The organism is Modestobacter sp. NPDC049651 (assembly GCF_040659695.1).
GTDB lineage: Bacteria > Actinomycetota > Actinomycetes > Mycobacteriales > Geodermatophilaceae > Modestobacter.
Map to the genome: position 1 here is coordinate 164524 of NZ_JBFAOG010000001.1, position 24315 is coordinate 188838.

Sequence of the window (24315 nt, forward strand, 5' to 3'; positions counted from 1 at the left end):
CCCCGGTTACGGCGCCGAGAGCGGGTCAGCTCTCGGCGCCGGAACCGGGTCAGGACGACGCGGCGGCGGTCTCCAGGGCGCGGCGGGTGAGCAGCCGGGCCAGGTGCCGGCGGTAGTCGGCGTCGGCGTGCATGTCGCTGGACGGCGAGGTGCCCTCGTCGGCCAGCGCCGCGGCCTCGGCGATCGACGCGCCGCGGGCCAGCGCCTCCTCGGTGGCGGTCGCCCGGACGACGGCGCCGGCCATGTTCGCCAGCGCCACCCGGCCCTGCACCGCCGCGGCGGCCACGATCGGCCAGTCGTTCTCCCGGCGGGTGAACTTCTCGTACCCCCAGCCGGCGGTGCCGGTGCGCGGCACCCGCAGCTCCACCACCAGCTCGTCGGGCGAGAGCGCGGTCTCGAAGAAGCCCAGCCAGAACTCGGTCACCGGGATCTCCCGGCGGCCCCCGGGCCCCTGGACGACGACCGTGCCGCCCAGCGCCAGCAGCGCCGTGGGCAGGTCGGACGCCGGGTCGCTGTGCGCGACGGTGCCGCCGAGGGTGCCGCGGTGGCGCACCTGGGGGTCACCGACCCGGCTCGCGACGTGCGGCAGCAGCGGCACCTCGGCGCGGGCGACGTCCGAGCGCTCCAGCTCGAAGTGCCGGGTGGTGGCGCCGATGGCCACCTCGTCGCCCTCGACCCGCACGTAGGACAGCTCGCGCAGCGAGCCGACGTCGACCAGCACGCCCGGGACGGCCAGCCGCAGCTTCATCAGCGGCAGCAGCGAGTGCCCGCCGGCGATCACCTTGGCGTCGTCGCCGTGCTCGACGAGCGCCTCGATCGCCTCCTCGACCGACGCCGGCCGGACGAGATCGAACGGAGAAGGGATCATCAGGCCTCCACCTCCTGCGCCTGCGGCACCTGGCCGGCGGCCGGGCCGGCCTGGGCCGCGGCCCGCACCGCCCGCACGATGTTGTGGTAACCGGTGCACCGGCAGAGGTTGCCCTCCAGCCCCTCGCGGACCTCGCGGTCGCTGGGGTCGGGGTTGTCGGCCAGCACGCCGATCGAGGCCATGACCATGCCGGGCGTGCAGAACCCGCACTGCAGGCCGTGCTCGGCGCGGAACGCCGCCTGCACCGGGTGCAGCTCGCCGTCCGGGCCGGCCAGCCCCTCGAGCGTGGTCACCTGCGCGCCGTCGGTCTGCGCGGCCAGCACCGTGCAGCTCTTCACGGTGAGCCCGTCGACGACGACGGTGCACGCCCCGCAGGAGGTGGAGTCGCAGCCGATGTTGGTGGCGGTCAGCCCGCACACGTCGCGCAGGTAGTGCGCGAGCAGCAGACGGGGTTCGACCTCGTCGGTGCGCCGCTCGCCGTTGACGGTGATCTCGACCTGCATCAGTTGCCCTCCTGCTGAGCTGCCTGGACGGCCCGGAACACCCGCATCGGGGTGGTGGGCATGTCGATGTGCCGGACGCCGAGGTGCGCGACCGCGTCGATGACGGCGTTCTGCGTGGCCGGGGTCGACCCGACCGTGCCGGACTCGCCGATGCCCTTCGCGCCGAGCGGGTTCATCGACGTGGGGGTGGCCATGGGCACCAGCTCGAAGCTGGGCAGCTCGGTGGCCGAGACGAACGGGTAGTCGGCCAGGGTCGAGGTCTGCGGGTTGCCGTCGGCGTCGTAGAGGACCTCCTCCAGCAGCGCCTGCGCCACGCCCTGGGCCAGCCCGCCGTGGCGCTGACCGTCGGCGAGCAGCGGGTTGAGGATGGTGCCGGCGTCGTCGACGGCGACCACCCGCTGCACCTCGGCCTTGCCCGACTCGACGTCGACCTCGACGACGACCACGTGCGCCCCGAAGGGGAACGTCGGCGCGGCGGCCTGGAAGGTGGTGCGCACCAGCAGCTGCTCGTCGCCGGCCAGCTCGGCGAAGGTCACGCCCACGCCCGGGGTGCCGCGGACGGCGAGCCCGGCCAGCGCGACGTCGACGACGAGGTCACCGGGGTCGACCTCGAGCTTCTGCGCTGCCCGGGTCTTGGCCAGCTCGACCAGCTCTCCGGCGGCCTGGTGCACCGCGGCGCCGCCCTGCTGCAGGCTGCGCGAGCCCATCGTGCCGCCGCCCTTGGGGATCAGGTCGGTGTCGCCGTGCACCACGGTGATGTCCTCGATCGGGATGCCCAGCTGGTCGCTGGCGATCATCGCCCACGCGGTGGCGTGGCCCTGGCCGTGCGGCGAGGTGCCGGTGAGGATCGTGGCGGTGCCGTCGGGGTGCACCTCGATCGAGGCGTCCTCGGTCGGCCCGCCGCCCTCGCCGCCCGCGCCGGTGATCTCGACGTAGACCGACATGCCGATGCCCAGCTGCCGCACCTCGCCGGCCTCGCGGCGGCGGGCCTGCTCGGCGCGGAGCTCGGGATAGCCCGCGGCCTCCAGCGCCTTCTCCAGCGCGGCGGGGTAGTCGCCGTTGTCGTAGGTCGCGCCCATCGACGTCCGGTGCGGGGAGGCGAACGCCGGCAGCAGGTTGATCCGGCGCACCTCGGCCGGGTCCATGCCGATCTCGGCGGCGAACAGGTCGACCGCCCGCTCGACGGCCGCGGTCGCCTCCGGCCGGCCGGCGCCGCGGTAGGCGCCGATGGAGGTGGTGTTGGTCGCCAGCGCGCGGGCCTGGGCGTGCACCTTCGGGAACGCGTAGACGCCCGGCGCCATCATCATCGTCAACGTGGGCAGCACGACGCCGATCCGCGGGTACGCGCCGGCGTCCTGGTCGACGACGAGGCTGTAGGCCTCGATCGTGCCGTCGCGGCGGCCGCCGATGGTGACCTGCTGCTGCTGGCCGCGGCCGTGCAGCATGCCGATGAGGTTCTCCGAGCGGGTCTCCGACCAGCGCACCGGCCGGCCGACGATCTCGGCCAGCTTCGCGATCAGGGCGAACTCCGGGTCGGCGCCGATCTTCGCGCCGAACCCGCCGCCGACGGCGGGCGTGATCAGGTGGACCCGGGCCGGGTCCAGGCCCAGCCAGGCGGCGATCTCGCCCTTGGCCATCTGCGCGGCCTGGTTGGAGCACCAGATGGTCACCCGGCCGTCGTCGCCCCACGCGGCCGCGGCGGCGCGGGTCTCCAGCGGCACCGGCGCCACCCGCTGGTTGACGATCCGCTGCCGGACGACGACCTCGCAGCCGTCGAAGAAGTCCGCAGGCGCCGGCTCGCCGAAGCTGGACAGCACGTTGGTGCCCGCCTCGGGGAACAGCAGGACGTCGTCGCGGGCGGCCGCCTCGGTGCCCACGACGGCGGGCAGCGGGTCGATGTCGACCTCGACCAGCTCCGCGGCGTCCTCGCCCTGGTAGAGCTCCTCCGTGAGGACGACGGCCACCGGGTCGCCGACGAACCGCACCCGGTCGTCGGAGAGCCACGGCCGCGACACCCCGGCGGGCACGAACGGGAAGCCGGCCGGGATGGGCGCCAGGTCGCCCAGGTCGGCGGCGGTGACCACCGCGACCACGCCCGGGGCCTCCAGCGCCGCCGAGGTGTCGACCGAGCGCACCTGGCCGTGGGCGACCTGGGACCGGACGAAGGTCGCGTGCAGGGCCCCGGTGAGCCTCTCGTCGGTGAGGTCGTCGGTGTAGACGGCCCCCCGGGTCAGGAACAAGGGGTCCTCCGTGCGGACCACCCGGGTGCCCAGGATGCTCATGCGCCAGCCCTCCGTCGTCGGTGACGGGCACACTGTGTCAGACGGTGTGAGGGCGGACACACGGGGTTCCGTGAGGCGGACGACGAGCGGCCGGAACCGGACCCCGGCCGGTGGCCGACGGGCCGGGTGGTCAGGCTCCCCGGGTGCCCGCAGCCCTGCCGCGTCAGCCGAGGGCGCCGGGCGGGTCCGGGGGATCCGGCGGGTCCGTGGGGTCCGGCGGATCCGGGGGATCCGGGGGATCCGGGGGATCCGGGGGATCCGGCGGGTCCGGCGGGTCCGGCGGGTCCGGCGGGTCCGCGGGGTCCGGCGACTGGGTCACGCTGCTGTCCGTCATGGCCGCGAGTCTTCGCCGACCGGACGGTCCCGACCATCAGGGAACCCCCTGGTCCCGGCCCGCGACCCGCAGGCACCCGGTGCGACCAGCGGGGTTCGCCGCAGGCAGCCCGGAGCGCCCCGCCGACCGTGCTGGTCGACGGGGCGCGAGCCGGGGGTCCCAGGGCCCGAGGGCCCCGGGCCGCTACTGCTGCGGCGCCGCCGAGGGGTCGCCGTCCCAGTCCTTGCCCGCCTCGCTGGCGTGCTCCGAGGCGCTGTCGGTCTGACCGGCCACGGCCTCGACCATCTCCCGGTCGGTGAGCTTCTCGCCGGCCGCTTCCACGTTGTTGCTGGGCTCGCTCATCGCGACGACTCCTTCGTCGGGGGGACCACCGTCCCCTCCGCCGTCCCCGCCGCGCGCCCGGGGCAAACCCGTAGCCGACGGTGAGAGGTCGAACCAGACCCGCTTGCCGCCGTCGTGGTCCTCGACGCCCCACCGGTCGGCGATCGCGGCGACGAGCTGCATCCCCCGGCCGCGCTCCCGCTCACCGGAGAGCTCCTGCACCACCGGGCGCACCGCCGACCCGTCGACGACGGCGATCCGCAGCCACTCCCCCGACAGCGTGAGCTCCACGGTCAGGGAGGCCTCGCCGCCCACGTGGTCGACGACGTTGGCCACCAGCTCGGTGACCAGCAGCGCGGCGTCGTCCGGGTCGTGCGACGCGCGCCAGGCACCCAGCAGGTCGACCACCGCGCGCCGGGCCGCCCGGACGCTGGCCGCCCGCGGCGGCAGGTCGAGGCTCGCGCTGAAGGTGGACATCGGCTCCCGTTCCCGCCGGGCCGCAAGTGCATTGCGCACGATCCAGTCCCGGCGGAACTCTCCCACGCAGGGCCCGCGGCGGGCGCCCGACGCGCGTCGGGTGTGACGCGTGGGGCGCCCGGGCCGGTCAGACCAGGACGGCGTCGATCGCCTTGAAGACCCGCTGCTCGGAGATCGGCCGCGGCGTGCCGATGTGCTGGGCGAACAGCCCGACCCGCAGCTCCTCGATCATCCAGCGCACCCGGACCACCGGGTCGTCGGGCGCCCCGGTCGACGGCACCTGCGTGCGCAGCTGCTCGTACTCCGCGGTCACCGCCGCCACCTGCGCCGTCGCGATGGCGTCCCGGGCCGCGTTGGCCGGCAGCTTCTCCAGCCGGTAGGCCATCGCCTTGAGGTAGCGGACGACGTCCGGCAGCCGGCGCCGGCCGATCGCGGCGACGAACCCGCGGAACAGCAGCCCGGCCATCTGCCGGCGCAGGTCGGTGACCGCGGCCTCGGGCACCCGCCGGCCCGGCGCGGCGCCGATCGCGACGGCGACCTCCCGGGCCTCGGTGAGCACCTGCTCCACCCGGCGCAGCGTGTCCGAGGTGACCGGCAGCAGCTCGGTGCGGGCCCGCTCGGCCAGCGCGGCGAACGCGGCCCCGGTGCGCGGCGGGCCGCCGGCGGCGACCAGCAGCTCGTCGGCCGCGGCGTCCACGCAGTCGTCGACCAGCGCGGGGATCTCGCCGTCCGGGTTGAACTGCAGCGCCAGCCGGGTGCGCGGGCCGATGCCCTTGACCACCTGCCGGGCCGGGGTGCCGGCGGCCAGCACGAGCAGCCGGCGCGCGCCGCGCCAGGTGAGCCGGGTGGCCTCGGCCTCGGTCGCGACCACCCGCAGGCCGACCGTCTCCCCCTCGTCGACCAGCGCCGGGAAGGCGGTGACCAGGTGGCCGCCGCGCTGCACCTCGACGCTGCGGGCCAGGTCACCGAAGGTCCAGGCGGTCTGCCCGGTGCGCTCGAGGTCCGACGCCGCGCGGGCCAGGCTGGCCCGTGCCTGCGGCGCGACCTGGGTGCGCAGCGCGGCGAGGTCCTTGCCGGTGGCCAGCGGTCGCTGCCGGTCGTCGAGCACCCGGAAGGTGGCCCGCAGGTGGGCCGGCACCTGCGCGGGCTGCCAGGCGTCCGGCGGCACGGTCACCCCGGCGGCCCGGCGCAGCTCGCGCTCCAGCGCGGGCAGCAGCGGCTCGGTGACCTCGATCCGCGGCAGCACCTCGCGCACCCGGTCGGGGATCGGCACCAGCCCGCGGCGCACCTGCTTGGGCAGCGTGCGCAGCAGCTCGGTGACCAGCTCCGCCCGCTGGCCGGGCACGGTGAAGGCCAGCGACTCGCCGGAGGTGCGGTCGGCGACGGTGTCGAGCACGCCGAGCGGGACGTCGACGGTGACGCCGTCCTCGGCCGCGCCCGGGTTGAACGCGTAGCGGAGCGGCAGGGTGAGGCCACCGGTCCCCCACCCGCCCAGCTCGACGGCGTCCGGGTAGTCGTCCGGGTCGACCTGCCCGGCGGTCGCCGCGTTGGTGAGCATCTCCGGGGTGAGGGTGAGCAGGTCGGGAGTCTCCCGCCGGGCCTGCTTCCACCACCGGTCGAAGTGCCGGGTGGAGACGACGTCGGCCGGGATCCGCTGGTCGTACAGCTCGTGGACGGTCTCGTCGTCGACCCGGATGTCGCGCCGGCGGGCGCGCTCCTCGAGCTCGGCGACCCGCTCCAGCGCCCGCTGGTTGTCGGCCCAGAACCGGTGGTGCGTCGTCCACTCGCCCTGCACCAGGGCGTGCCGGATGAACAGGTCGCGGCTGACGACCGGGTCGATCGAGCCGTACTGCACCCGCCGGCCGACCACGATCGGCAGGCCGTAGAGGGTGACCCGCTCGGTCGCCACGACCGAGCCGCGCTTGGCGTCCCAGCGCGGCTCGCTGTAGGTGCGCTTCACCAGGTGGTCGGCCAGCCGCTCGACGACCTCCGGGTCGATCCGCGCCACCGTGCGGGCGAACAGCCGGCTGGTCTCGACCAGCTCGGCGGCGACGACCCAGCGCGGCGGCTTCTTCGCCAGCGGCGTGCCCGGCGCGATGACGAAGCGCGTGCCGCGGGTGCCCAGGTACTCGCGGACCGGACGGCGGTCGCCCTTGGGTGCCTCCCCCTGCATGCCGATCTGCGACAGCAGCCCGGCCAGCAGCGCCGCGGTGATGCCGCGCTCGTCGGGCTCGGCGGCGAGCGTGCCGGTGGTCATGCCCAGCCGGCGGGCGGTGCTGCGCAGCTGGCCGTGCAGGTCCTGCCACTCGCGGATGCGCAGGTAGTGCAGGAACTCGCGCTTGACCGTGCGGCGGAACTGGTTGCCCGACAGCGCCTGCTGCTGCTCGGCGAGGTACCGCCAGAGGTTGAGCAGCGCCAGGAAGTCGGAGTGCTCGTCGGCGAACCGGGCGTGCAGCTCGTCGGCCGCCTGCTGGTGCTCGGCCGGCCGCTCGCGCACGTCCTGCACGGTGAGCCCGGCGGCGATGACCAGCACCTCCTCCAGCACGCCGCGCCGGTCGGCCTCCACCACCATCCGGGCCATCCGCGGGTCCAGCGGCAGCGCGGCCAGCGCGCGGCCGGTCGGGGTGAGCTTCCCGTGCTCGTCGAGCGCGCCGAGCTCCTCCAGCAGCGCCAGGCCGTCGTTCACGGCGCGCCGGTCCGGCGGGTCGATGAACGGGAAGTCGGCGACGTCACCGAGCTCCAGCGACGCCATCTGCAGCAGCACCGAGGCGAGGTTGGTACGCAGGATCTCCGGGTCGGTGTACTCCGGCCTGGCGTCGAAGTCGTCCTCGGTGTACAGCCGGATCGCGATGCCCTCGCTGGTGCGGCCGCAGCGGCCCGACCGCTGCCGGGCCGACGCCTGGCTGATCGGCTCGATCGGCAGCCGCTGCACCTTGGTGCGATGGCTGTACCGGCTGATCCGGGCGGTGCCGGGGTCGACGACGTACTTGATGCCGGGCACGGTCAGCGACGTCTCGGCGACGTTGGTCGCGAGCACGATGCGCCGGCCGGTGTGCGGCTGGAAGACCTTGTGCTGGTCGGCGGCCGACAGCCGGGAGTAGAGCGGCAGCACCTCGATCGGTGCCCCGCCCCGCTCGGTGAGCCCGCCCAGGGCCTCGGCGGTGTCGCGGATCTCCCGCTCACCGGCGAGGAACACCAGCACGTCACCCGGGCCCTCGGCGACCAGCTCGGCGCAGGCGTCGACGATCGCGCTCACCTGGTCGCGGTCGGGGTCGGCCTCGGGGTCGTCGGGGTCGACCACCGGCCGGTACCGCACCTCCACCGGGTAGGTGCGGCCGCTGACCTCGACCACCGGCACCTCGGCGCCGTCGACGCTGAAGTGCTTGGCGATCCGGTCGACGTCGATGGTCGCCGAGGTGATGACCAGCTTGAGGTCGGGACGGCGGGGCAGCAGCCGGGCCAGGTAGCCCAGCAGGAAGTCGATGTTGAGGCTCCGCTCGTGGGCCTCGTCGATGATGATCGTGTCGTACTGGCGGAGCATCCGGTCGCGCTGGACCTCGGCCAGCAGCACGCCGTCGGTCATCAGCTTGACCAGCGTCCGGTCGCCGACCTCGTCGGTGAAGCGCACCTTCCAGCCGACGACGTCGCCCAGCGGGGTGCCGAGCTCCTCGGCGATCCGCTCGGCGACGGTCCGCGCGGCGATCCGGCGCGGCTGGGTGTGCCCGATCCGGCCGCGCACCCCGCGGCCGAGCTCGAGCAGCACCTTCGGCAGCTGGGTCGTCTTGCCCGAACCGGTCTCGCCGGCGACCACCACCACCTGGTGGTCGCGCAGCGCGGCGGCGATGTCGTCGCGGCGCTGGCTGACCGGCAGCTCCGCGGGGTAGCTCACGGCCGGTACGGCGGCACGGCGGCGGGCGATGCGCTCCTCGGCGGTGGCGACGTCCGCGGCGAGCTGCTCGAGCTGCCGCGCCCGGGCCGCGGCGTCCCTGGTGCGCCGGGTCCCGTCGAGCCGCCGGCGCAGCCGGTGCTCGTCGGCCAGGGTGACCGCGGGCAGCCGGGAGCGGAGGTCGTCGTGCGGGGTGCTCACCGGGATGTCGCCGTTCCTCTCGGGGGTGTTCGGTCCCAGCGTCCCATCCCGGGCGCCGGGGTCGCGCAGCTCACAGTCCATGTGCCCTGCAACTTGTTGTATGCGTGGTGCAACGGCTTGTACGCTGCATCTGTTTCCGGCGCACCGTCGCGCCGTCCTCCCTCGTCCATGGAGTCCCCCGTGACCGATCTCGCGACCTCGGCCGGCCCTGACGCCGCCGCCCCGGGCGCGCCCGTGTCGCTGCCGGACGAGCTGGCCCGGCTGGCCCGGGTGCTGCACGCGCTGAAGAGCAGCTCCACCGCCGGCGGGAGCCCCGAGGCACGGGAACGCGCCGCCCACGTGCTGCTGTTCCCGATCGTCCGGACGGGCCCGCTGCGCCAGGGCGCGCTCGCCGAGCTGGTGCACAGCGACCCCTCCACGGTCAGCCGTCACGTGACGCTGCTGGTCGACCGGGGTCTGGTGCGCCGGGTCGCCGACGACCAGGACGGCCGGGTCACCCGGCTCGTCGCCACCCCCGCCGGGGAGGCCGTCGTCGGTCAGATGCGCACCGAGCGCAACGCGTTCATCGCCCGCTGCACCCGCGGCTGGGCGCCCGCCGAGCTCGACCAGTTCACCCGCCAGCTGCACCGCTTCGTCGACGACCTCGCCGACGCCCTCCCCGTCATGGGCACCGCCACCGGTGGCGCCCCGGACACCGCAGAGAAGGACCGATGACCCAGACCACCGACCGCACCTCGCCGGCGGGCAGCCGCGCGGCCGCGGCCGCGCCGAGCGCCGCCGGCACGTTCAGCCACAAGCAGATCATGACCATCCTGGTCGGCCTGCTGCTCGGCATGTTCCTCGCCGCGCTGGACCAGACCGTGGTCTCCACCGCGATCCGCACGATCGCCGACGACCTGCAGGGCTACGACCTGCAGGCCTGGGCGACCACGGCGTTCCTGATCACCTCGACGATCGCGACCCCGCTGTACGGCAAGCTGAGCGACATGTACGGCCGCCGGCCGTTCTACCTGTTCGCGATCGCGGTGTTCGTGATCGGCTCGGCGCTGTGCGGCCTGGCCGACTCGATGTACCAGCTGGCCGTCTACCGGGCGATCCAGGGCATCGGCGCCGGCGGCCTGATGTCGCTGGCGCTGGCGATCATCGCCGACATCGTGCCGCCGCGGGAGCGGGCCAAGTACCAGGGCTACTTCATGGCCGTGTTCGGCACGTCCAGCGTGCTCGGCCCGGTCATCGGCGGGTTCCTCTCCGGCCAGGGCTCGATCCTGGGCATCACCGGCTGGCGCTGGATCTTCTACGTGAACGTGCCGCTGGGCCTGCTGGCCTTCGCCGTCGTCTTCAAGGTGCTGCACCTGCCGCACACCCGGCGTGAGCACCGCATCGACTACCCCGGCGCCGCGACGCTGGTCATGTTCCTGGTGCCGCTGCTGATCGTCGCCGAGCAGGGCCGCACCTGGGGCTGGGGCGACACGAAGTCGCTGGTCTGCTACGTCGTCGCCGCCGTCGGCTTCGCGCTGTTCGTGCTCAGCGAGCGGGCCCTCAAGGACGACGCCCTGCTGCCGCTGCGGATGTTCAAGAACCGGACCTTCTCGGTCAGCGCCGTCAGCAGCATCGTGCTCGGCGCGGGCATGTTCGGCGGCATCCTGCTGCTCCCCCAGTACCTGCAGATCGTGCACGGGTCGACCCCCACCGAGGCCGGCCTGGAGATGATCCCGCTGGTGCTGGGCATCATGAGCGGCTCGGTGATCGCCGGCCAGACGGTCAGCCGCACCGGCAAGTACAAGAAGTTCCCGCTGATCGGCACCATCTTCATCGTCGGGGCGCTGCTCGCCCTGTCGTTCATCATCGGCGCGGACACCAACTACTGGTCGATGGTGCCGTTCATGCTGGTGATGGGCCTGGGGCTGGGCTTCAACTTCCAGCCGGTCATCCTCGCCGTGCAGAACGCCGTCTCCCCCCGGGAGATCGGTGTGGCCACCTCCTCGGTGACCTTCTTCCGGCAGATGGGCGGCACGCTCGGCACCGCGGTGTTCCTGTCGGTGCTGTTCACCAAGCTGCCCGGCAACATCAGCAGCTCGGTGCGCGACGCCGCCGCCAGCGACCCGCGGGTCGCCGAGGCGGCGCAGGGCGGCCAGCTGCCCAGCGGCGACCTGTCGGACACCTCGTTCATCCAGAAGCTGCCCGGCTACCTGGCCGCGCCGTTCAAGACCGGTTTCTCCGACACCATCGACCTGGTGCTGGTGATCGCCGCGGTCATCGTCGCGATCGGCTTCTTCGTGCTGCTCTTCCTGCCCCAGCTGGAGCTGCGCACCCAGTCGGGCATCCAGGCGGCCGAGGGCGGTGCCCCCGGCGAGGCCGGGGCCGACGGCCCGGCGCTGGCCACCGCCGACGCCGCGGGCGCCGCGGCGCCGACCTCGGTCGAGCCGCCGGTGGCCGACGCCGACCGCTCCGACGCGCCGACCACACCGGGCCCCGACGCACCGCAGGCGGACCGGCCGGCCGGCGGGGGCCGGCACGAGGCGGCCGCCGACCAGCCCACCGGGCTGGCCAGCGTCCCGGCCGACCACCTGCCGGAGCACCGCAGCTGACGGCCGGCTGACGAGAAGGCCCCCTCCCGCACCTCGTGGGAGGGGGCCTTCCTCTTTCCGACCCTTCTAGGCTGGCGCAGGCGGGCACCGCCGCCCGCGGGACCCGAGGAGGAACCGTGCGCCCGTCCCTGGTGCTGTCCGCCGCCGACCTGGACTTCCTGCTGCACGACTGGCTGCGGGTGGAGGAGCTGACCAAGCGCCCCCGGTACGCCGAGCACTCGCGGGAGACGTTCGACGCGGTGCTCGAGCTCGCCGCTCGGATCGCCGGTGACCAGTTCGCGCCGCACAACCGCGCGGCCGACGAGCACGAGCCGCACGTGGTCGACGGCAGGGTCGTGCTGGTGCCGGAGGTCAAGGCGGCGCTGGACGTCTTCGCCGAGGCCGGGCTGATGGCCGGCGGTCTGCCGGAGGAGCACGGCGGCCTGCAGCTGCCCGCGGTGGTCAACTCCGCGGTGCACGCCTGGTTCCAGGCCGCCAACATCGGGACGTCGGCCTATCCGTTCCTGACCATGGCCAACATGAACCTGCTGCTGGCGCACGGGACGCCGGAGCAGGTGCGCACCTTCGTCCCGCCGATGGCCGAGGGCCGCTGGTTCGGCACCATGGCGCTGTCCGAGCCGCAGGCCGGGTCGTCGCTGGCCGACATCACCACCCGCGCGGTGCTCCAGGACGACGGCAGCTACCGGCTGACCGGCACCAAGATGTGGATCTCCGGCGGCGACCACGAGCTGACCGAGAACATCGCGCACCTGGTGCTGGCCAAGGTCCCCGGTGGCCCGCCCGGCGTGAAGGGCATCTCGCTGTTCCTCGTACCCAAGGTGCTGGTCGGCCCGGACGGCGAGCTCGGCGAGCGCAACGACGTCGTGCTGGCCGGGCTCAACCACAAGATGGGCTACCGCGGGACGACGAACACGCTGCTGAACTTCGGCGAGGGCGGCCACACCCCGGGTGGCCGGCCGGGCGCCGTCGGGTACCTGGTCGGCGAGCTGCACTGCGGCCTCGCGGCGATGTTCCACATGATGAACGAGGCCCGGGTCGGCGTCGGGCTCGGCGCGACCGCGCTCGGCTACACCGCCCACCTGCACGCGGTCGACTACGCCCGCAGCCGCGCCCAGGGCCGCGCGCTCGGCGCCAAGGACGCCGCCGCCCCGCCGGTGCCGATCATCGAGCACGCCGACGTCCGGCGGATGCTCCTGGCCAGCAAGAGCTACGTCGAGGGCGGGCTGGCGCTGGGGCTGTACTGCGCGCGGCTGGTCGACGAGGAGCGGACGGCGGAGACCGAGGAGGAGCGGCGGCGGGCGCACCTGCTGCTCGACGTCCTCACCCCGATCGCGAAGAGCTGGCCGTCGCAGTGGTGCCTGGTCGCCTGCGACCTGGCCATCCAGGTGCACGGCGGCGCCGGCTACACCCGCGACTTCCCGGTGGAGCAGTTCTACCGGGACAACCGGCTCAACCCGATCCACGAGGGCACGCACGGCATCCAGGCGCTGGACCTGCTCGGCCGCAAGGTGCTGATGGACGGCGGGGCGGGGCTGGCCCTGCTCGGCGAGACGATCACCGCGACCACCCGCCGGGCCGCCGGCACCCCGTGGGCCGACCTCGCCGCGGACGTCGACGCGCTGGTCCGCCGGGTCGGGGAGGTCACCGCCACGCTGTGGGCCGACGGCGACCCGGCCGTCGCGCTGGCCAACGCCAGCGTCTACCTGGAGGCCACCGGCCACCTGGTGGTCGGCTGGCTGTGGCTGGAGCAGGCGCTCGCGGCCGAGGGGGCCGACGGCGACCTGGCGGCCGGCAAGCGGCAGGCCGCGCGCTGGTTCCAGCGCTGGGAGCTGCCGAAGGTGGCCGGGCAGCTGGACCTGCTGGCCACCCGGGACACCACGGCGCTGGAGATGCGCGACTCCTGGTTCTGAGGGACCCCGGACACGCGACGACGGCGGCTCCCCGGGAGGGGAGCCGCCGTCGTCGGGTGTCTGCGGACCGCTGCCTAGAGGCTCGCGGTCACCGTCGCCGCCGCGCGGGCGGTGTCCGCGACGGTGTTGCGGGCGCGGGGCGTCGCCGCCGCCCGCTTCTCCGCCTCGTACCGCGCCGTGGACTGCATGCCCAGCGCGACCACCAGAGCCGTGAGCAGCAGGAAGCCGATCACCGTGACCGCCGGCCACATCACCATGAGTTCGCTCCACGTCCTCGCAGGGGAGGCGCCGACCCACCGGCACCTCACGTCTGGACCGTCACTGCCCGACGATCGTCATGACCAATCGTGCACAGAGCGGATTGTTGCGCCCCCGTGATGTGACGATGGTCGCTCCCTGCGGCTGTGCAGCGGGCCGACGCCGAACATTCGCCCGCACGTGTCCGGCCGTTCACCGGAACTGCGGCGAACCGGAACACGCCGTCGCCGAGGCATGATCGGCCGCCCGGCGGGGCAGCACTCCGGGGACCACGACCGTCGTCCCAGGAGGCACCGATGGCCGGAGCCAGAGCCCGCTCCGCACACGACCGCGCGAGCGGCGGCACCACGCACGACCCGAACGTCGCCCAGGACCAGGGCGACGTCGCCCCCGGGAACGACAAGATCACGCACACGAGGGCCGACTACGCGCCCACCGGCGCCGACCCGAAGCCCACGACCGGTGGCACGCTCAAGCGCACGCTGAAGGAGTTCAGCGAGGACGGGCTCACCGACTGGGCGGCCTCGCTCACCTACTACGGCGTCCTCGCGCTGTTCCCGGCGCTCACGGCGCTGCTGTCGATCGTCGGTCTGCTCACCGACCCGCAGCAGCTGACCGACGCGATCACCGCCGTGGTCCCCGCCCAGGCGGCCGACACCCTCAACCCGGTGATCCAGCAGATCGCCGGGAGCTCGAGCGCGGCCGGCCTCGGCCTGATCATCGGTCTCGTGGCGGCCATCTGGTCCGCCTCCGGCTACGTCGGCGCCTTCACCCGCGCCGCCAACGTCGTCTACGAGACGCCCGAGGGGCGCAAGGTCTGGAAGCTCAAGCCGCTCCAGCTGCTCATCACGCTGATCGGCATCCTGTTCGCCGCGCTGATCCTGGCGATGCTGGTGCTCAGCGGCCCGGTCGTCGACGCGATCGGCAGCTCGATCGGGCTCGGCGACACAGTGCTCTCCATCTGGAGCTGGGCCAAGTGGCCGGTCATCCTGGTGCTGCTGGCGCTGATGATCGCGGTGCTCTACTACTCGACCCCGAACGTGAAGCTGCGCGGGTTCAAGTGGGTCAGCGCGGGTGCCGCCGTGGCCATCCTGGTCGCGGTCGTCGCCTCGGCGCTGTTCGCCTTCTACGTCGCCAACTTCGGCAGCTACAACAAGACGTACGGGACGCTGGCCGGTGTCGTGATCTTCCTGATCTGGTTCTGGCTGATCAACCTGGCGCTGCTGTTCGGCATCGAGCTGGACGCCGAGATCGAGCGGACCAAGGAGCTGAAGGAGGGCATCCCGCGGGCGGAGAAGGAGATCCAGCTCGACGCCCGGGCGACGCCGAAGGACAAGCAGACGACCTGACCCGGTCGCCGTCCCGACGGCCCGGCCCCGCACCCGCGGGGCCGGGCCGTCGGCGCGTCAGGGCGGTGCCCCCCGGACCGGCTCCGCGCCCCGGTCCGCTCCTCGCTCGTTCCTCGCTGCGATGCTCCCGCGGCTGTCGTCAGTCGTTCGACCTGCGCATCGACCACATCTGGGCCGGCCGCTCGAACTGGGTGGCGACCTCCCAGCTCACGTGCGGCGGCCCGGTCTCCTTGCGGAAGTTGGTCGCGGCCACCCGGGCCAGCTCCGGGTCCCGGGCCACCCGCGCGGCGAGCTCCAGCGCCCGGTCCTCGACTGCGTCGTCGTCCAGCGTCTCCCAGGCCAGGCCCAGCCGGACGGCGGCCGCCCCGTCGAGCTCCTCGCCGAACAGCGCCATCGCCGCGGCCGCCTCCCGCCCGACCAGCCGGGACAGCAGCACGAAGTGGCCGCCACCGGGGTGCATGCCGCGACGCAGGAAGCCGCACAGCAGCCGGGCGTCGCGGGCGACGATCCGCAGGTCCGCGGCGAGCAGCAGGTTCATCCCCGCGCCGACGGCGGAGCCCCGGACGGCGGCCACGGTGGGCACCCGCACCTGACCCAGCCGGTAGAACGAGTCGTAGATGGCGCCCATCGCCTCGTAGGCGTCCGGCGCGGCCGGGTCGCGGCCGGCGTCGGTGAGCGTCGCGACGTCGCCACCGGCGCAGAACGACCTGCCCACCCCGCGGACGACGAGCGCGCCGACCTCCGGCCGGGCGTCGGCCTCGTCGAAGGCGGCGATCAGCTCGGCGGCCATCGCAGGGGTGAGCGCGTTGCGGCGCTCGGGCGCGTCGAGGGTGACGACGGCGACCCCGCCGTCCACCTCCAGCCGGACCTCGGCGGACATGCGGCTCCTCGGCGTCGGAGGACCGGCGCCGGTGCCGGTCCGTTCCCCGAGGATCAGACCACGCCGGGCGCCCCGCCCGCCGGGCCGGGATCGCCCACCCGCGCGGTGAGCGCCGTGGCGAACAGGCACCAGCCCAGGTAGGGGCCCAGCGTCGCGGCCGCGACCGGGTCGCGGCGGGCCAGGTCGGCGACCTCCGCGACGAGCACCGCGTCGAGCGCGGCGATCACCCCGAGGGCGGCCCTCCTGTCGCGGATCCCGAAGAAGGTGGCCGGCCAGGCGGCGTTCAGCGCGAGCTGGGTGCCGTGCAGCGCCCAGGTGCGCGGCGCGGCGCCGCGTCGGTGCATGCGCCCGCCGACCACGCCGATCGACACGTAGAGCGCCGTCCAGACCGGCCCGAAGGCCTGCGCCGGCGGCGCCCAGCGGGGCTTGGCCAGCCGCCCGTAGACCTCGGGGGCGCGGCGGCTGCCGAGCCCGCCGACCACGGCGGCGGCCAGCGGCGGGCCGCCGACGACGAGCAGGCTGCGGAGGGACACGGGATACCTCCTCGGACGTGCGGGCCCCTCTCCTGCCCGCACGTCCGGTCGACCATGCGCGGTCGGCTCAGCCCTGGCGGCGGGCCGCGGTGACCAGCGAGGCGCCGGAGGCCCCGAAGCCCTCCACCACGAAGCCCAGCTCCTCCAGGCAGTCGGCCACCGAGTCCTGCATGACCTCCTGCACCGCGGCGACCACCTCCGCGCCGCGCGCCTGCTCGCGGCTCATCCGGTCGTGCTGGTGCCAGCTGACCAGGACGCCGCCCCGCCCCGGCTCCGGGGTCAGGCAGACGCCGCCGACGCCGGCGTCACCTGCGCAGTCGTGCAGCTGCAGGCCGGCCTCGACCAGGGCGGCGGCGACCTCGACCACGAGCGTGACCAGCGCGTCGTCGTCGTCGTCCAGCCGGTCGTCCCAGTCGTCGGGGAGCCGGTCGAGCTGCTCGCCGAGCTGGACCAGCCACGCCCGCTCCGCCGGCGACTGGCGGCGCACCACGCGGCCGCCGTCGCCGCGCACCCCGTGCACGACCTCGACCTCGGCGCGGCAGCCCAGCGCGGCCCACTCCGCGGCGACCCGGTCGGGGAAGGGCCCGGCGACGATGCCGGCGCCCGGGCGGTCCGCGGCGGTGCCGACCAGCCACCACTCGGCCGGCGTGCCGCTCTCACCCATCCGCCGTCCGGCCGGGTGCGCGCCTGACCCCGGCATGACGATCGGTGCGGTGCTCGGCCCGGTCTCCGGCACCGCGACCGGCAGGGTGGCCAGCGCGACGGCCCCGGCCGGCTGGGTCTCCGGCCGGCCGGCACCGGCCTCGGCCGCCGGGGCGGTGGCAGCGGGCGCCGCGGCCGCGGCGGGCTCGGTCGCCGGGGCGGCGTCCGTGGCCGGCACGGCGACCGGCGCGGGCGCCTTCACGGCCTGCTGCCCCTGCACCCGGTTGCGCTCGAACTCGTAGCGCGCGGTCGAGCTGGTGGCCAGCACGACCACCAGGCCGGACAGGACGAGGAACCCCAGCACGGCCACGGCCGGCCAGAGCAGCAGGTCACCAAGCACGACGGGCCCCCTCCGGACCGGAACCCCACTCGCTGGCCCGGCGCGACAGCTGCGCGGCGCCGGAGCGCAGCCGTCCACCGAGTGCGGGCAGCGGCGCGCCCGCGGCCGGCACCGGCTGGTCGGCGGAGAAGAGCTCCAGCAGACCGGCCAGGCCGTCGTCGGCAGCGCGTCGGGGCGTCGGTGGTGCGGGCGGGTGCACGGGCCCTCCTCGGGTGTCCGTCGCGGCGGGGGAAGTACCGCGGACAGCACAGAAGGTAGGGACCCGGCGGGCTCGCCACGCCCCGCTGCGGACACCCCGGCGGAGCGCGTCACCCAATCGTTGCGCAGCGCCGCCGGAGCGGGTCCGACCACCGGTCCACGAGCCGCCATGTCGACAGGGATCGCGGCGAAACCGCAGGTCGGCGCGGGCTCCGCAGGTCGGTCACCGTCCCCGGGCGCCGGTGACCTCGGGACCCCGGCGTGCCCCGGGTGACCGGCTCAGCGGACGGCGGGCCGCAGGCGTGCGGGCGCCGGTGCGGGGTCGGGGAAGGACCGGTCGCCGAACAGCACGGAACCGGCCACGGCCCGCCCCACGGAGGTGCGCAGCAACGGGAACACCGCCTCGGCCACCGCCGGGGTGCGCACCTGGGCCAGCCCGCGGCGCAGCAGCAGCCGACCGCGGAACCGCGCCCGCAGCGCCGCCCCGTCGTAGCCGGCCAGCGGACCGGGGGAGCCGGCGCGGAGCGCGTCGTCCAGCACACCGGCCGCGAGCTCGGACAGCCGCAGGCACGGGTCGAGACCCCCGGCGGTGAGCGGGGAGACCGCGCCGGCGGCGTCGCCGACGAGCAGGCCGTCCGCGCCGCCGATGCGGCGCAGCAGGCCGCCGACGGGGATCGGGCCGCCGCGGCGCTCGACGTCCGCCGGCAGTTCGAGACCCGCCAGCCGGGGGACGGACGCGCGGAACCTCCCCAGCGCCGCGCGCATCCCGCCGGGGAAGCGGTCGACGTAGCCGGCCACGCCGACGTGCGCGTGCCGCCCGTCGTCGACGACCCAGGCCAGGTAGCCCGGGGCGACCGAGGGGTCGAGGACGCAGTGGAACGCGGGCGGCCGGTCGCCCGCCGGCACGGCGAACACCTCCTCGGCCCCGGTGAGCAGGTGCCGGTTGCGGTCCAGCCCGAGGTCGCGGGCCACGGCCGACCGCGCGCCGTCGGCGCCGACGACGAACCGGGCGCGGACCCACCGGGCGCCGTCCGGGCCGGTGAGCAGCGAGACGCCGTCCTCCCGCCCGGTGTAGCGGGTGCCCAGCGCGAGCCGGACGCCGGCGCGCACCGCGGTGCGCGCGGCCGCAGCGTAGAGCGGGCCCATGTCACCGACCCGGTACTCGTCGCGGTCGCTGACCAGCGTCACCGGGCGGCGTCCGCTCGGCGGGTGCAGGACGACGCGCCGGATGGGCGGGCCCAGGTGCTCGGGTGGCAGCGGGAAGTCGTCGAGGGTCTTGCGGACGAAGATGCCGGTGGTGCGGATCGCGCCGGTGAGCGCGGGCCGGCGCTCGGCGAGCAGCACGTCGTGCCCCTGCCGGGCGAGCAGGGTGGCGGTGTGCAGCCCGGCCAGGCCCGCGCCGACGACCAGGACGTCGACCTCCTGCGCCGCGGTCACCGGGCGGCCTGCGGGGTGAGCTCGTCGACGGCCGCGTCGTCGTCGACCCACTCGAGCAGGTCGCCGGGCTGGCAGTCCAGCACGCGGCACATCGCCTCGAGCGTGCTGAACCGGACCGCCTTCGCGCGGCCGTTCTTCAGCACCGCGACGTTCGCCGGGGTCAGCCCGACCCGCTCGGCGAACTCGCCGACGCTCATCTTGCGGCGGGCCAGCTGGACGTCGATGCGCACGACGATGGACATCAGATCACCGCCTCCATGTCGGTGCGCAGCGTCGTCGCCTGCCGGAGCAGGGCGCGCAGGACGACCATCAGCAGGCCGAGCGCACCGGTGACGAGCAGCAGCACGGCCCAGAGCACGAGCAGCACCGCGGGCAGGTCGGGCAGGTCGCCGTTGACGGTCACGTAGCCGAGCGACGAGAGCAGCAGCAACCAGGCGGCGACGACCGCGCCGACGATGGCGTCGACCCACCCGAGCGACTGCTCGCTGAAGATCAGGTCGTCGCGGACCCGGGTCAGGAGCTTCCAGGTGCAGGCGATGACGGCCTGCACGCACAGCAGCTCGAGGACGGCGAACGCCAGGGTCGGCCACCGGAGGTGGGCGAGCTCGGGCGACTCGGTGGCGATGTCGCGCAGGGCCACCGGCAGCGCGACGGTCTGGACGACCACCAGCGCGGCGAACACGAGGGCGAGCACGACCCGGAGCGGGACGACCACCCGGCGCAGTTCGGACATGCATCGACTGTCGCGTGACACCTATCGAAAGTCAATTGATGTCTACCGCGAGTCGATGGATGTGCTGACATCAGCCGGTGCCACGGTCCCGGTGGGCCCCGTCGGGGTCGAGGACGAGCTCGATGCTGACCACGTCGTCGTCGGGCAGCCTGAGCATGGTCAGCTGTCCGGCCGGGGTGTCCGGCACCCGTCCGACCACCTCGTGGCCGACGGCCGTGTAGAAGCCGGCCACCCGCTCGGCATCGGCGACCCGGAGGCCGACGTGCAACGTCCTCATCGGCTCGCTCCCCCGTCCTGCCCGCGCGGCGGCCGCTGGACGCGGTAGCGGAGGTGCAGGACCCGGTGCGCGAGGTCGGTGTCCGCGGCGTTCAGCGCGCGGGTCAGCTCGAGCTCGGTCCGCTCGGCCGGCAGGTGGTCGAACAGCCGTCGTCCTCGTCCGAGGAGGACGGGCACGACGTGCAGCTCCATCTCGTCGAGCTCACCGGCCCGGAGCAGCGCCTGGGCGACCCCCGCGCCCAGGACGAGCACGTCGGAGTCGCCGGCAGCGGCGCGGGCCTGCGCGGCGCAGGAGTGGACCTCGGTGGCGTAGCGCACGCTGCCCGGCGGAGGCTCCTCCGGCACGTGGTGGGTGAGCACGAAGACCGGGACGCCGTCGTGGTGGTCGCCGTGCCAGCGGTTCGCGTGCTCGTAGGTGCGGCGGCCAGCGATGACGGCGCGGGTCGCGGCCGACTCGGCGACCACCTGACCGTTCGGCCCCGGGTCGTGGCGGTGGTCCAACCAGTTGAACAGCCGGAACCCGCCGCTGCCCATCGGTTCCTCCGGGCTGTCCTGCGGCCCGACGACGAACCCGTCGAGCGACACGGTCATGTCCAGGCGGATCGCCTGCTCCCCGGTTCCCATGTGGTCAGGACGCACGACGGTCGCGGAACTCATCGGGGTTCGCACGACGCCGGCTGCGGGTTGCGCGGGCCGTGCTCCACGAGCAAGGTCTCGACCGGCCTCGCGACAGCCGGTGGCCGCAGCCCGAGGTGGGCCCCGTGGGGATCGAACCCACAACCCGCGGATTAAAAGTCCGCTGCTCTGCCAGTTGAGCTAGAGGCCCGGCGGGTGCGACGACCCGTCGGCGAGGTTACCGCCCGGGGCTCCCCTCAGGCCTGGGCGCCGGTCAGCGGCAGGTCCGCCCACTGCCGGGCCAGCCAGGCGGCGAACTCCGCCGCCGGCACCGGCCGCTGGTGCAGGTGCCCCTGCACGGCGGTGATCCCGGCCCGCCGGACGAACTCCTGCTGCGCCAGGTCCTCCACGCCCTCCGCCACGGTCTGCAGCCCCAGCCGGGCGGCCATCTGCGAGATCGCCTCCAGCACCGCCTGGTCGGCGTCGACCGTGGCCGCCCCGGCGACGAAGGACTTGTCGATCTTGACCACGTCCACCGGCAGCACCCGCAGCGTGGTCAGCGCCGAGTAGCCGGTGCCGAAGTCGTCGACCGCGATCCCGACCCCCAGCCCGGCGAGCACCTCCAGGGTGGCCTGCACGGCCGGGGCGTCCAGCACCGTCGACTCGGTGATCTCCACGACCAGCCGCTCCGGCGCCAGCCCGTGCTCGGCGAGGCTCTCCTGGACGACGGCCATGAACCGCGGGTGCGCCAGCTGCGACGGCGACGCGTTGACGTGCAGCCGCACCGCCCGGTCGCCGTCGGTCCAGGTGGCCGCGTCCGCGCACGCCCGGCGGAGCACCTGCTCGCCGATCGGGATGACCACCCCGCTGTGCTCGGCGACGGCGAGGAACTCCCCCGGCGGCAGCAGTCCCCGCTCGGGGTGCGCCCAGCGCACCAGCGCCTCCGCGGCGATGCACCGCTCGTCGGCCGCGGACAGGATCGGCTGGTAGTGGACGACGAACTGCCCGTCCTCCACGGCCTGGCGCAGCTCCGCCTCCAGCGCCGCGGTCGCCGGCACGTCCAGCAGCCCCGCCGAGAACACCTGCAGCCTGTTCTTGCCGGCCGCCTTCGCGGCGTACATCGCGACGTCGGCCCGGTGCACCACCTCGGTCGCGGTCAGGCCGGGGCCCAGGCGGGCCAGCCCCACGCTGGTGCCGACCTGGGTGAGCCGGCCGGCGAGCGTGACCGGCGCGGAGAGCAGCTCGAGCAGCCGCTGGCCGATCCCGCGGGCCTCCGTCTCGCCGGCGTCGTGCAGCAGGACCGCGAACTCGTCACCGCCGAGCCGCGCGCAGACGTCACCGTCCCGCAGCGCGGCGAGCATCCGGCCCGCCACGTGCTGCAGCAGCTCGTCGCCGGCGGGGTGGCCCAGCCGGTCGTTGACCACCTTGAAGTCGTCCAGGTCGAGGAACAGCAGCCAGCTGCGGCCCGACGCCCGGCGGACGGCGTCCCCCAGCGCCGCGGACAGCGCCGGCCGGTTCGGCAGCCCGGTGAGCGCGTCGGTGCGCGCCTGCACCTCCAGGTCCCGGTGCGCCTCGCTGCTGCGCAGCGCCAGTGCGACCTGGTTGTTCAGCGACTCCAGCGCCGTCACCGCCTCGACCGGGACGCCGCCCGGCGCGCCGACCAGCATCGAGTGGCCCGGGAACAGCGCCGAGTGCTGCGGGAAGGCCGGCAGCGGCAGGCGCAGCCACTGGCGGCTGAACCCGGCGAGCTCCGCGAGCGGGCGAGGGTCGGGGACCTCCGCCACCCCGGTCGCGGCGCCGTGCCCGACCACGTGGCGAGAGAGCGTGCCGGGCTCCCGCAGGTAACGGCCGGTGCGCTCCACCACCCGCAGCGCACCGCCGTCGCCGTCGGTGACGGCGAGCACCCGCAGGCCGGGGGTCATCCGGCTGACCTCCTCGACCGCCGCCCAGCCCTGCGCGCGGATGGCGCGCGGGTCGGTGAGGCCGAGCAGGTTGGTGCCCAGCTCCCGCAGCGCGGCGTCGCGGCCGCGGGTCTGCTCCCGGGCGAGCATCCCCGACGCCAGGTGCCGGGCCCCGACGAACGTCATGACGAGCACGGCCAGCCCGCCGAGCACCGGACCGGCATCCGTGGCCCCGGCGCGCCCGGGCACGATCGCGTGGGAGAGCACCGCGACCACCAGCCCGGCACCCAGCCCGGCGGCGTACGCGGCTCCCCGCCAGGTGCGGCCGTACATCACCCGGGACCACATCGCCGGGAACACCACGCACCAGGCCAGCGCCGGGAACGGGCAGGCGAGCGCGAAGGCGGCGACCGCCAGGACGTCGACGACGTCCAGCAGCGGGGACGCCGTCCGTGCGCGGTACCGGTGCGTCCACGACGCGACGAGCACCAGCGACGTCACCGCGAGCCCCACCGTGCCGGCCCACCCGTTGTCGACCAGCGCGGCGGGGACGGTGATCGCCAACGAGACCAGCGCGATCCCGCAGAACAGCCACCGGGTCTGCTCCACCGGCTCGGCCGGTCGCTGCAGGCGCCGTCGCACCGTGAGCGAGGGCGGTGGCGCGGGAGTGCTGCTCATCTGCGTCCTCGGGGTCCACGGGTCCGGCAGGTCGCCGTCACGGACGGGATCGACCGGGATCATGGGGCACCGGAGGCGCATCGGGCCAGCACCACCCGCGCGGGGGGGGGTGCCGGCCCGGGCCGCTCACTTCGCCGTGAAGTGCTCCGGCAGCCGGGCGAGCACCCGGCCCGCGTCGTACCGCACCTCGAGCCGCTCCTGCGCCACGGCCGCCGGCCCCCGCCGCGGCTGGCCGCTGCCGAGGTCGAACGCCGAGCCGTGCCACGGGCAGACCAGGCAGTCGGCGCCGCGCACCTGCTCGACCGACCCCTCGGCCAGTGGACCGCCCACGTGCGAGCAGGCGCCGACGAACGCGTCGACGCGGGACCCGCGGCGGACGACGGCCAGCGCCACGTCGGTGCCCTGCCCGGGACCGGTGCGCAGCGCCGGCCGGCCGTCGGGCAGGTCGTCGAGCGGACCGAGGTCGATCCAGTCGGTGGTGAGCTGCCGCGCGAACGGCTGGACGTGCGAGGCACCCGAGGACTGGGCGTAGGACATGTGCCCGCCGATCGACGCCGACGCGCTCGCGATGCCCAGCCCGCTGTACGAGAGCACCCGGCCCAGGCCGCCCCGCCCCTTGGCGCGGGCGACCAGCGAGCCGACGTACAGGCCGAGGGCCGCCACGTTGCTGACCGCGTGCAGCGCGCCCAGCCGGCGGACGCCGACGTCCTGCTCGGACCAGTCGGCCGCCCCGGCCATCGCCGCGGGCACCGAGCCGATCACGCCGGTGGTGATGAGGGCCGTGGCCGCCGGCCGGGCCGGCGGGATGGCGTCCAGCAGTCCGGCGGACAGCCAGGTGCCCACCGGGACCATGGCCAGGACCGGGTGCAGCGGGTGCCCCAGCCAGGTGCCGTGCAGCACGTCCCTGAACGCTTGCGGCCGGAGCACCTTGCCGACCGCGTCGCGTGCGGAGTCGATGCCCTTGTCGAAGGCCGCGACGTCTTGCAGCCGGTCCAGCACTCGCAGCAGGCTCATGCGCGGCCCACTACCCGCCGGCGCACGAGGG

General features: G+C 75.0%; 21 protein-coding genes and 1 tRNA gene. 4 read left to right on the forward strand and 18 right to left on the reverse strand.

What is annotated here, in order from left to right:
- Positions 1-49: 49 nt before the first annotated feature.
- The 5 genes from AB0J00_RS00865 to hrpA form a co-directional block, all read right to left on the reverse strand.
- Positions 50-868 (reverse strand): xanthine dehydrogenase family protein subunit M, encoded by an 819-nt coding sequence (locus AB0J00_RS00865; RefSeq protein WP_357738773.1) that lies wholly within the window; start codon positions 866-868, stop codon positions 50-52.
- Positions 868-1371: a (2Fe-2S)-binding protein gene (locus AB0J00_RS00870; protein ID WP_357738776.1), complete on the reverse strand. Its 504-nt coding sequence runs from the start codon at positions 1369-1371 to the stop codon at positions 868-870. The genes AB0J00_RS00865 and AB0J00_RS00870 overlap by 1 nt, the downstream gene beginning before the upstream one ends.
- Complete coding sequence (locus AB0J00_RS00875) at positions 1371-3653, reverse strand: xanthine dehydrogenase family protein molybdopterin-binding subunit (protein ID WP_357738778.1); 2283 nt, start codon at positions 3651-3653, stop codon at positions 1371-1373. Before AB0J00_RS00875 ends, AB0J00_RS00870 begins: the two co-directional genes overlap by 1 nt.
- Before the next feature lie 517 nt (positions 3654-4170).
- Positions 4171-4785, reverse strand: a complete 615-nt coding sequence (locus tag AB0J00_RS00880; RefSeq protein ID WP_357738780.1) for an ATP-binding protein — start codon at positions 4783-4785, stop codon at positions 4171-4173.
- A 127-nt stretch (positions 4786-4912) separates the two neighbouring features.
- Complete coding sequence (gene hrpA, locus AB0J00_RS00885; RefSeq protein WP_357738782.1) at positions 4913-8953, reverse strand: ATP-dependent RNA helicase HrpA; 4041 nt, start codon at positions 8951-8953, stop codon at positions 4913-4915.
- 99 nt (positions 8954-9052) lie between these two features.
- On the opposite strand from hrpA, the gene AB0J00_RS00890 reads away from it, so the two are divergent.
- The 3 genes from AB0J00_RS00890 to AB0J00_RS00900 all read left to right on the forward strand — a co-directional run bounded on the left by AB0J00_RS00890 (position 9053) and on the right by AB0J00_RS00900 (position 13370).
- Positions 9053-9586, forward strand: a complete 534-nt coding sequence (locus AB0J00_RS00890) for a MarR family transcriptional regulator (protein ID WP_357738784.1) — start codon at positions 9053-9055, stop codon at positions 9584-9586.
- A complete protein-coding gene (locus AB0J00_RS00895) occupies positions 9583-11460 on the forward strand; it encodes a DHA2 family efflux MFS transporter permease subunit (protein ID WP_357738785.1) in 1878 nt (625 codons plus the stop codon). The genes AB0J00_RS00890 and AB0J00_RS00895 overlap by 4 nt, the downstream gene beginning before the upstream one ends.
- Positions 11461-11576: 116 nt before the next feature.
- Positions 11577-13370 carry an acyl-CoA dehydrogenase gene (locus tag AB0J00_RS00900; RefSeq protein WP_357738787.1) on the forward strand — a complete coding sequence of 598 codons (1794 nt, stop codon included), beginning with the start codon at positions 11577-11579 and terminating at the stop codon, positions 13368-13370.
- A gap of 74 nt (positions 13371-13444) precedes the next feature.
- Here the strand turns inward: AB0J00_RS00900 and AB0J00_RS00905 are convergent, their stop codons facing one another.
- Positions 13445-13627: a hypothetical protein gene (locus AB0J00_RS00905; protein ID WP_357738790.1), complete on the reverse strand. Its 183-nt coding sequence runs from the start codon at positions 13625-13627 to the stop codon at positions 13445-13447.
- Positions 13628-13924: 297 nt separating this feature from the next.
- Here AB0J00_RS00905 and AB0J00_RS00910 point away from each other — a divergent pair, with 297 nt between their 5' ends.
- Complete coding sequence (locus tag AB0J00_RS00910) at positions 13925-14977, forward strand: YihY/virulence factor BrkB family protein (RefSeq protein WP_357738792.1); 1053 nt, start codon at positions 13925-13927, stop codon at positions 14975-14977.
- A 139-nt stretch (positions 14978-15116) separates the two neighbouring features.
- Here the strand turns inward: AB0J00_RS00910 and AB0J00_RS00915 are convergent, their stop codons facing one another.
- The 12 genes from AB0J00_RS00915 to AB0J00_RS00970 all read right to left on the reverse strand — a co-directional run bounded on the left by AB0J00_RS00915 (position 15117) and on the right by AB0J00_RS00970 (position 24284).
- On the reverse strand, positions 15117-15857 hold the full coding sequence (locus tag AB0J00_RS00915; protein ID WP_357738795.1) for an enoyl-CoA hydratase/isomerase family protein: 741 nt from the start codon (positions 15855-15857) through the stop codon (positions 15117-15119).
- Positions 15858-15910: 53 nt separating this feature from the next.
- The gene (locus AB0J00_RS00920) at positions 15911-16390 is read right to left on the reverse strand and encodes a TspO/MBR family protein (RefSeq protein ID WP_357738798.1); all 480 of its coding nucleotides are present in this window, start codon (positions 16388-16390) and stop codon (positions 15911-15913) included.
- Between the two features lie 67 nt (positions 16391-16457).
- Positions 16458-17432: a hypothetical protein gene (locus AB0J00_RS00925; protein WP_357738801.1), complete on the reverse strand. Its 975-nt coding sequence runs from the start codon at positions 17430-17432 to the stop codon at positions 16458-16460.
- Complete coding sequence (locus AB0J00_RS00930; RefSeq protein WP_357738804.1) at positions 17422-17631, reverse strand: hypothetical protein; 210 nt, start codon at positions 17629-17631, stop codon at positions 17422-17424. The genes AB0J00_RS00925 and AB0J00_RS00930 overlap by 11 nt, the downstream gene beginning before the upstream one ends.
- Positions 17632-17909: 278 nt before the next feature.
- Positions 17910-19067 (reverse strand): NAD(P)/FAD-dependent oxidoreductase, encoded by a 1158-nt coding sequence (locus tag AB0J00_RS00935; RefSeq protein WP_357738807.1) that lies wholly within the window; start codon positions 19065-19067, stop codon positions 17910-17912.
- Positions 19064-19309, reverse strand: coding sequence for a helix-turn-helix transcriptional regulator (locus tag AB0J00_RS00940; protein ID WP_357738810.1), 246 nt, complete (start codon positions 19307-19309; stop codon positions 19064-19066). The genes AB0J00_RS00935 and AB0J00_RS00940 overlap by 4 nt, the downstream gene beginning before the upstream one ends.
- Positions 19309-19800: a DUF2975 domain-containing protein gene (locus AB0J00_RS00945; RefSeq protein ID WP_357738813.1), complete on the reverse strand. Its 492-nt coding sequence runs from the start codon at positions 19798-19800 to the stop codon at positions 19309-19311. The genes AB0J00_RS00940 and AB0J00_RS00945 overlap by 1 nt, the downstream gene beginning before the upstream one ends.
- Before the next feature lie 70 nt (positions 19801-19870).
- Positions 19871-20077, reverse strand: coding sequence for a hypothetical protein (locus AB0J00_RS00950; RefSeq protein ID WP_357738816.1), 207 nt, complete (start codon positions 20075-20077; stop codon positions 19871-19873).
- Positions 20074-20700, reverse strand: coding sequence for a dihydrofolate reductase family protein (locus AB0J00_RS00955; RefSeq protein WP_357738819.1), 627 nt, complete (start codon positions 20698-20700; stop codon positions 20074-20076). The genes AB0J00_RS00950 and AB0J00_RS00955 overlap by 4 nt, the downstream gene beginning before the upstream one ends.
- A 129-nt stretch (positions 20701-20829) precedes the next feature.
- Positions 20830-20902: transfer RNA gene (locus tag AB0J00_RS00960), tRNA-Lys, on the reverse strand.
- Between the two features lie 46 nt (positions 20903-20948).
- Entirely contained in the window at positions 20949-23270 is a 2322-nt protein-coding gene (locus tag AB0J00_RS00965) for an EAL domain-containing protein (protein ID WP_357738822.1), read from the reverse strand.
- Between the two features lie 126 nt (positions 23271-23396).
- Positions 23397-24284, reverse strand: a complete 888-nt coding sequence (locus AB0J00_RS00970) for a Rieske 2Fe-2S domain-containing protein (RefSeq protein WP_357738825.1) — start codon at positions 24282-24284, stop codon at positions 23397-23399.
- Positions 24285-24315 lie beyond the last annotated feature (31 nt).

Bases quoted from the DNA above. Each gene is read 5' to 3' on its own strand.
- AB0J00_RS00880 (WP_357738780.1), bottom strand. From the start codon at position 4,785: ATGTCCACCTTCAGCGCGAGCCTCGACCTGCCGCCGCGGGCGGCCAGC.
- AB0J00_RS00915 (WP_357738795.1), bottom strand. From the start codon at position 15,857: ATGTCCGCCGAGGTCCGGCTGGAGGTGGACGGCGGGGTCGCCGTCGTC.
- AB0J00_RS00910 (WP_357738792.1), top strand. From the start codon at position 13,925: ATGGCCGGAGCCAGAGCCCGCTCCGCACACGACCGCGCGAGCGGCGGC.
- AB0J00_RS00955 (WP_357738819.1), bottom strand. From the start codon at position 20,700: ATGGGAACCGGGGAGCAGGCGATCCGCCTGGACATGACCGTGTCGCTC.
- AB0J00_RS00870 (WP_357738776.1), bottom strand. From the start codon at position 1,371: ATGCAGGTCGAGATCACCGTCAACGGCGAGCGGCGCACCGACGAGGTC.
- AB0J00_RS00905 (WP_357738790.1), bottom strand. From the start codon at position 13,627: ATGGTGATGTGGCCGGCGGTCACGGTGATCGGCTTCCTGCTGCTCACG.
- AB0J00_RS00950 (WP_357738816.1), bottom strand. From the start codon at position 20,077: ATGAGGACGTTGCACGTCGGCCTCCGGGTCGCCGATGCCGAGCGGGTG.
- AB0J00_RS00945 (WP_357738813.1), bottom strand. From the start codon at position 19,800: ATGTCCGAACTGCGCCGGGTGGTCGTCCCGCTCCGGGTCGTGCTCGCC.
- AB0J00_RS00940 (WP_357738810.1), bottom strand. From the start codon at position 19,309: ATGTCCATCGTCGTGCGCATCGACGTCCAGCTGGCCCGCCGCAAGATG.
- AB0J00_RS00965 (WP_357738822.1), bottom strand. From the start codon at position 23,270: ATGAGCAGCACTCCCGCGCCACCGCCCTCGCTCACGGTGCGACGGCGC.
- AB0J00_RS00865 (WP_357738773.1), bottom strand. From the start codon at position 868: ATGATCCCTTCTCCGTTCGATCTCGTCCGGCCGGCGTCGGTCGAGGAG.
- AB0J00_RS00875 (WP_357738778.1), bottom strand. From the start codon at position 3,653: ATGAGCATCCTGGGCACCCGGGTGGTCCGCACGGAGGACCCCTTGTTC.
- hrpA (WP_357738782.1), bottom strand. From the start codon at position 8,953: ATGGACTGTGAGCTGCGCGACCCCGGCGCCCGGGATGGGACGCTGGGA.
- AB0J00_RS00970 (WP_357738825.1), bottom strand. From the start codon at position 24,284: ATGAGCCTGCTGCGAGTGCTGGACCGGCTGCAAGACGTCGCGGCCTTC.
- AB0J00_RS00895 (WP_357738785.1), top strand. From the start codon at position 9,583: ATGACCCAGACCACCGACCGCACCTCGCCGGCGGGCAGCCGCGCGGCC.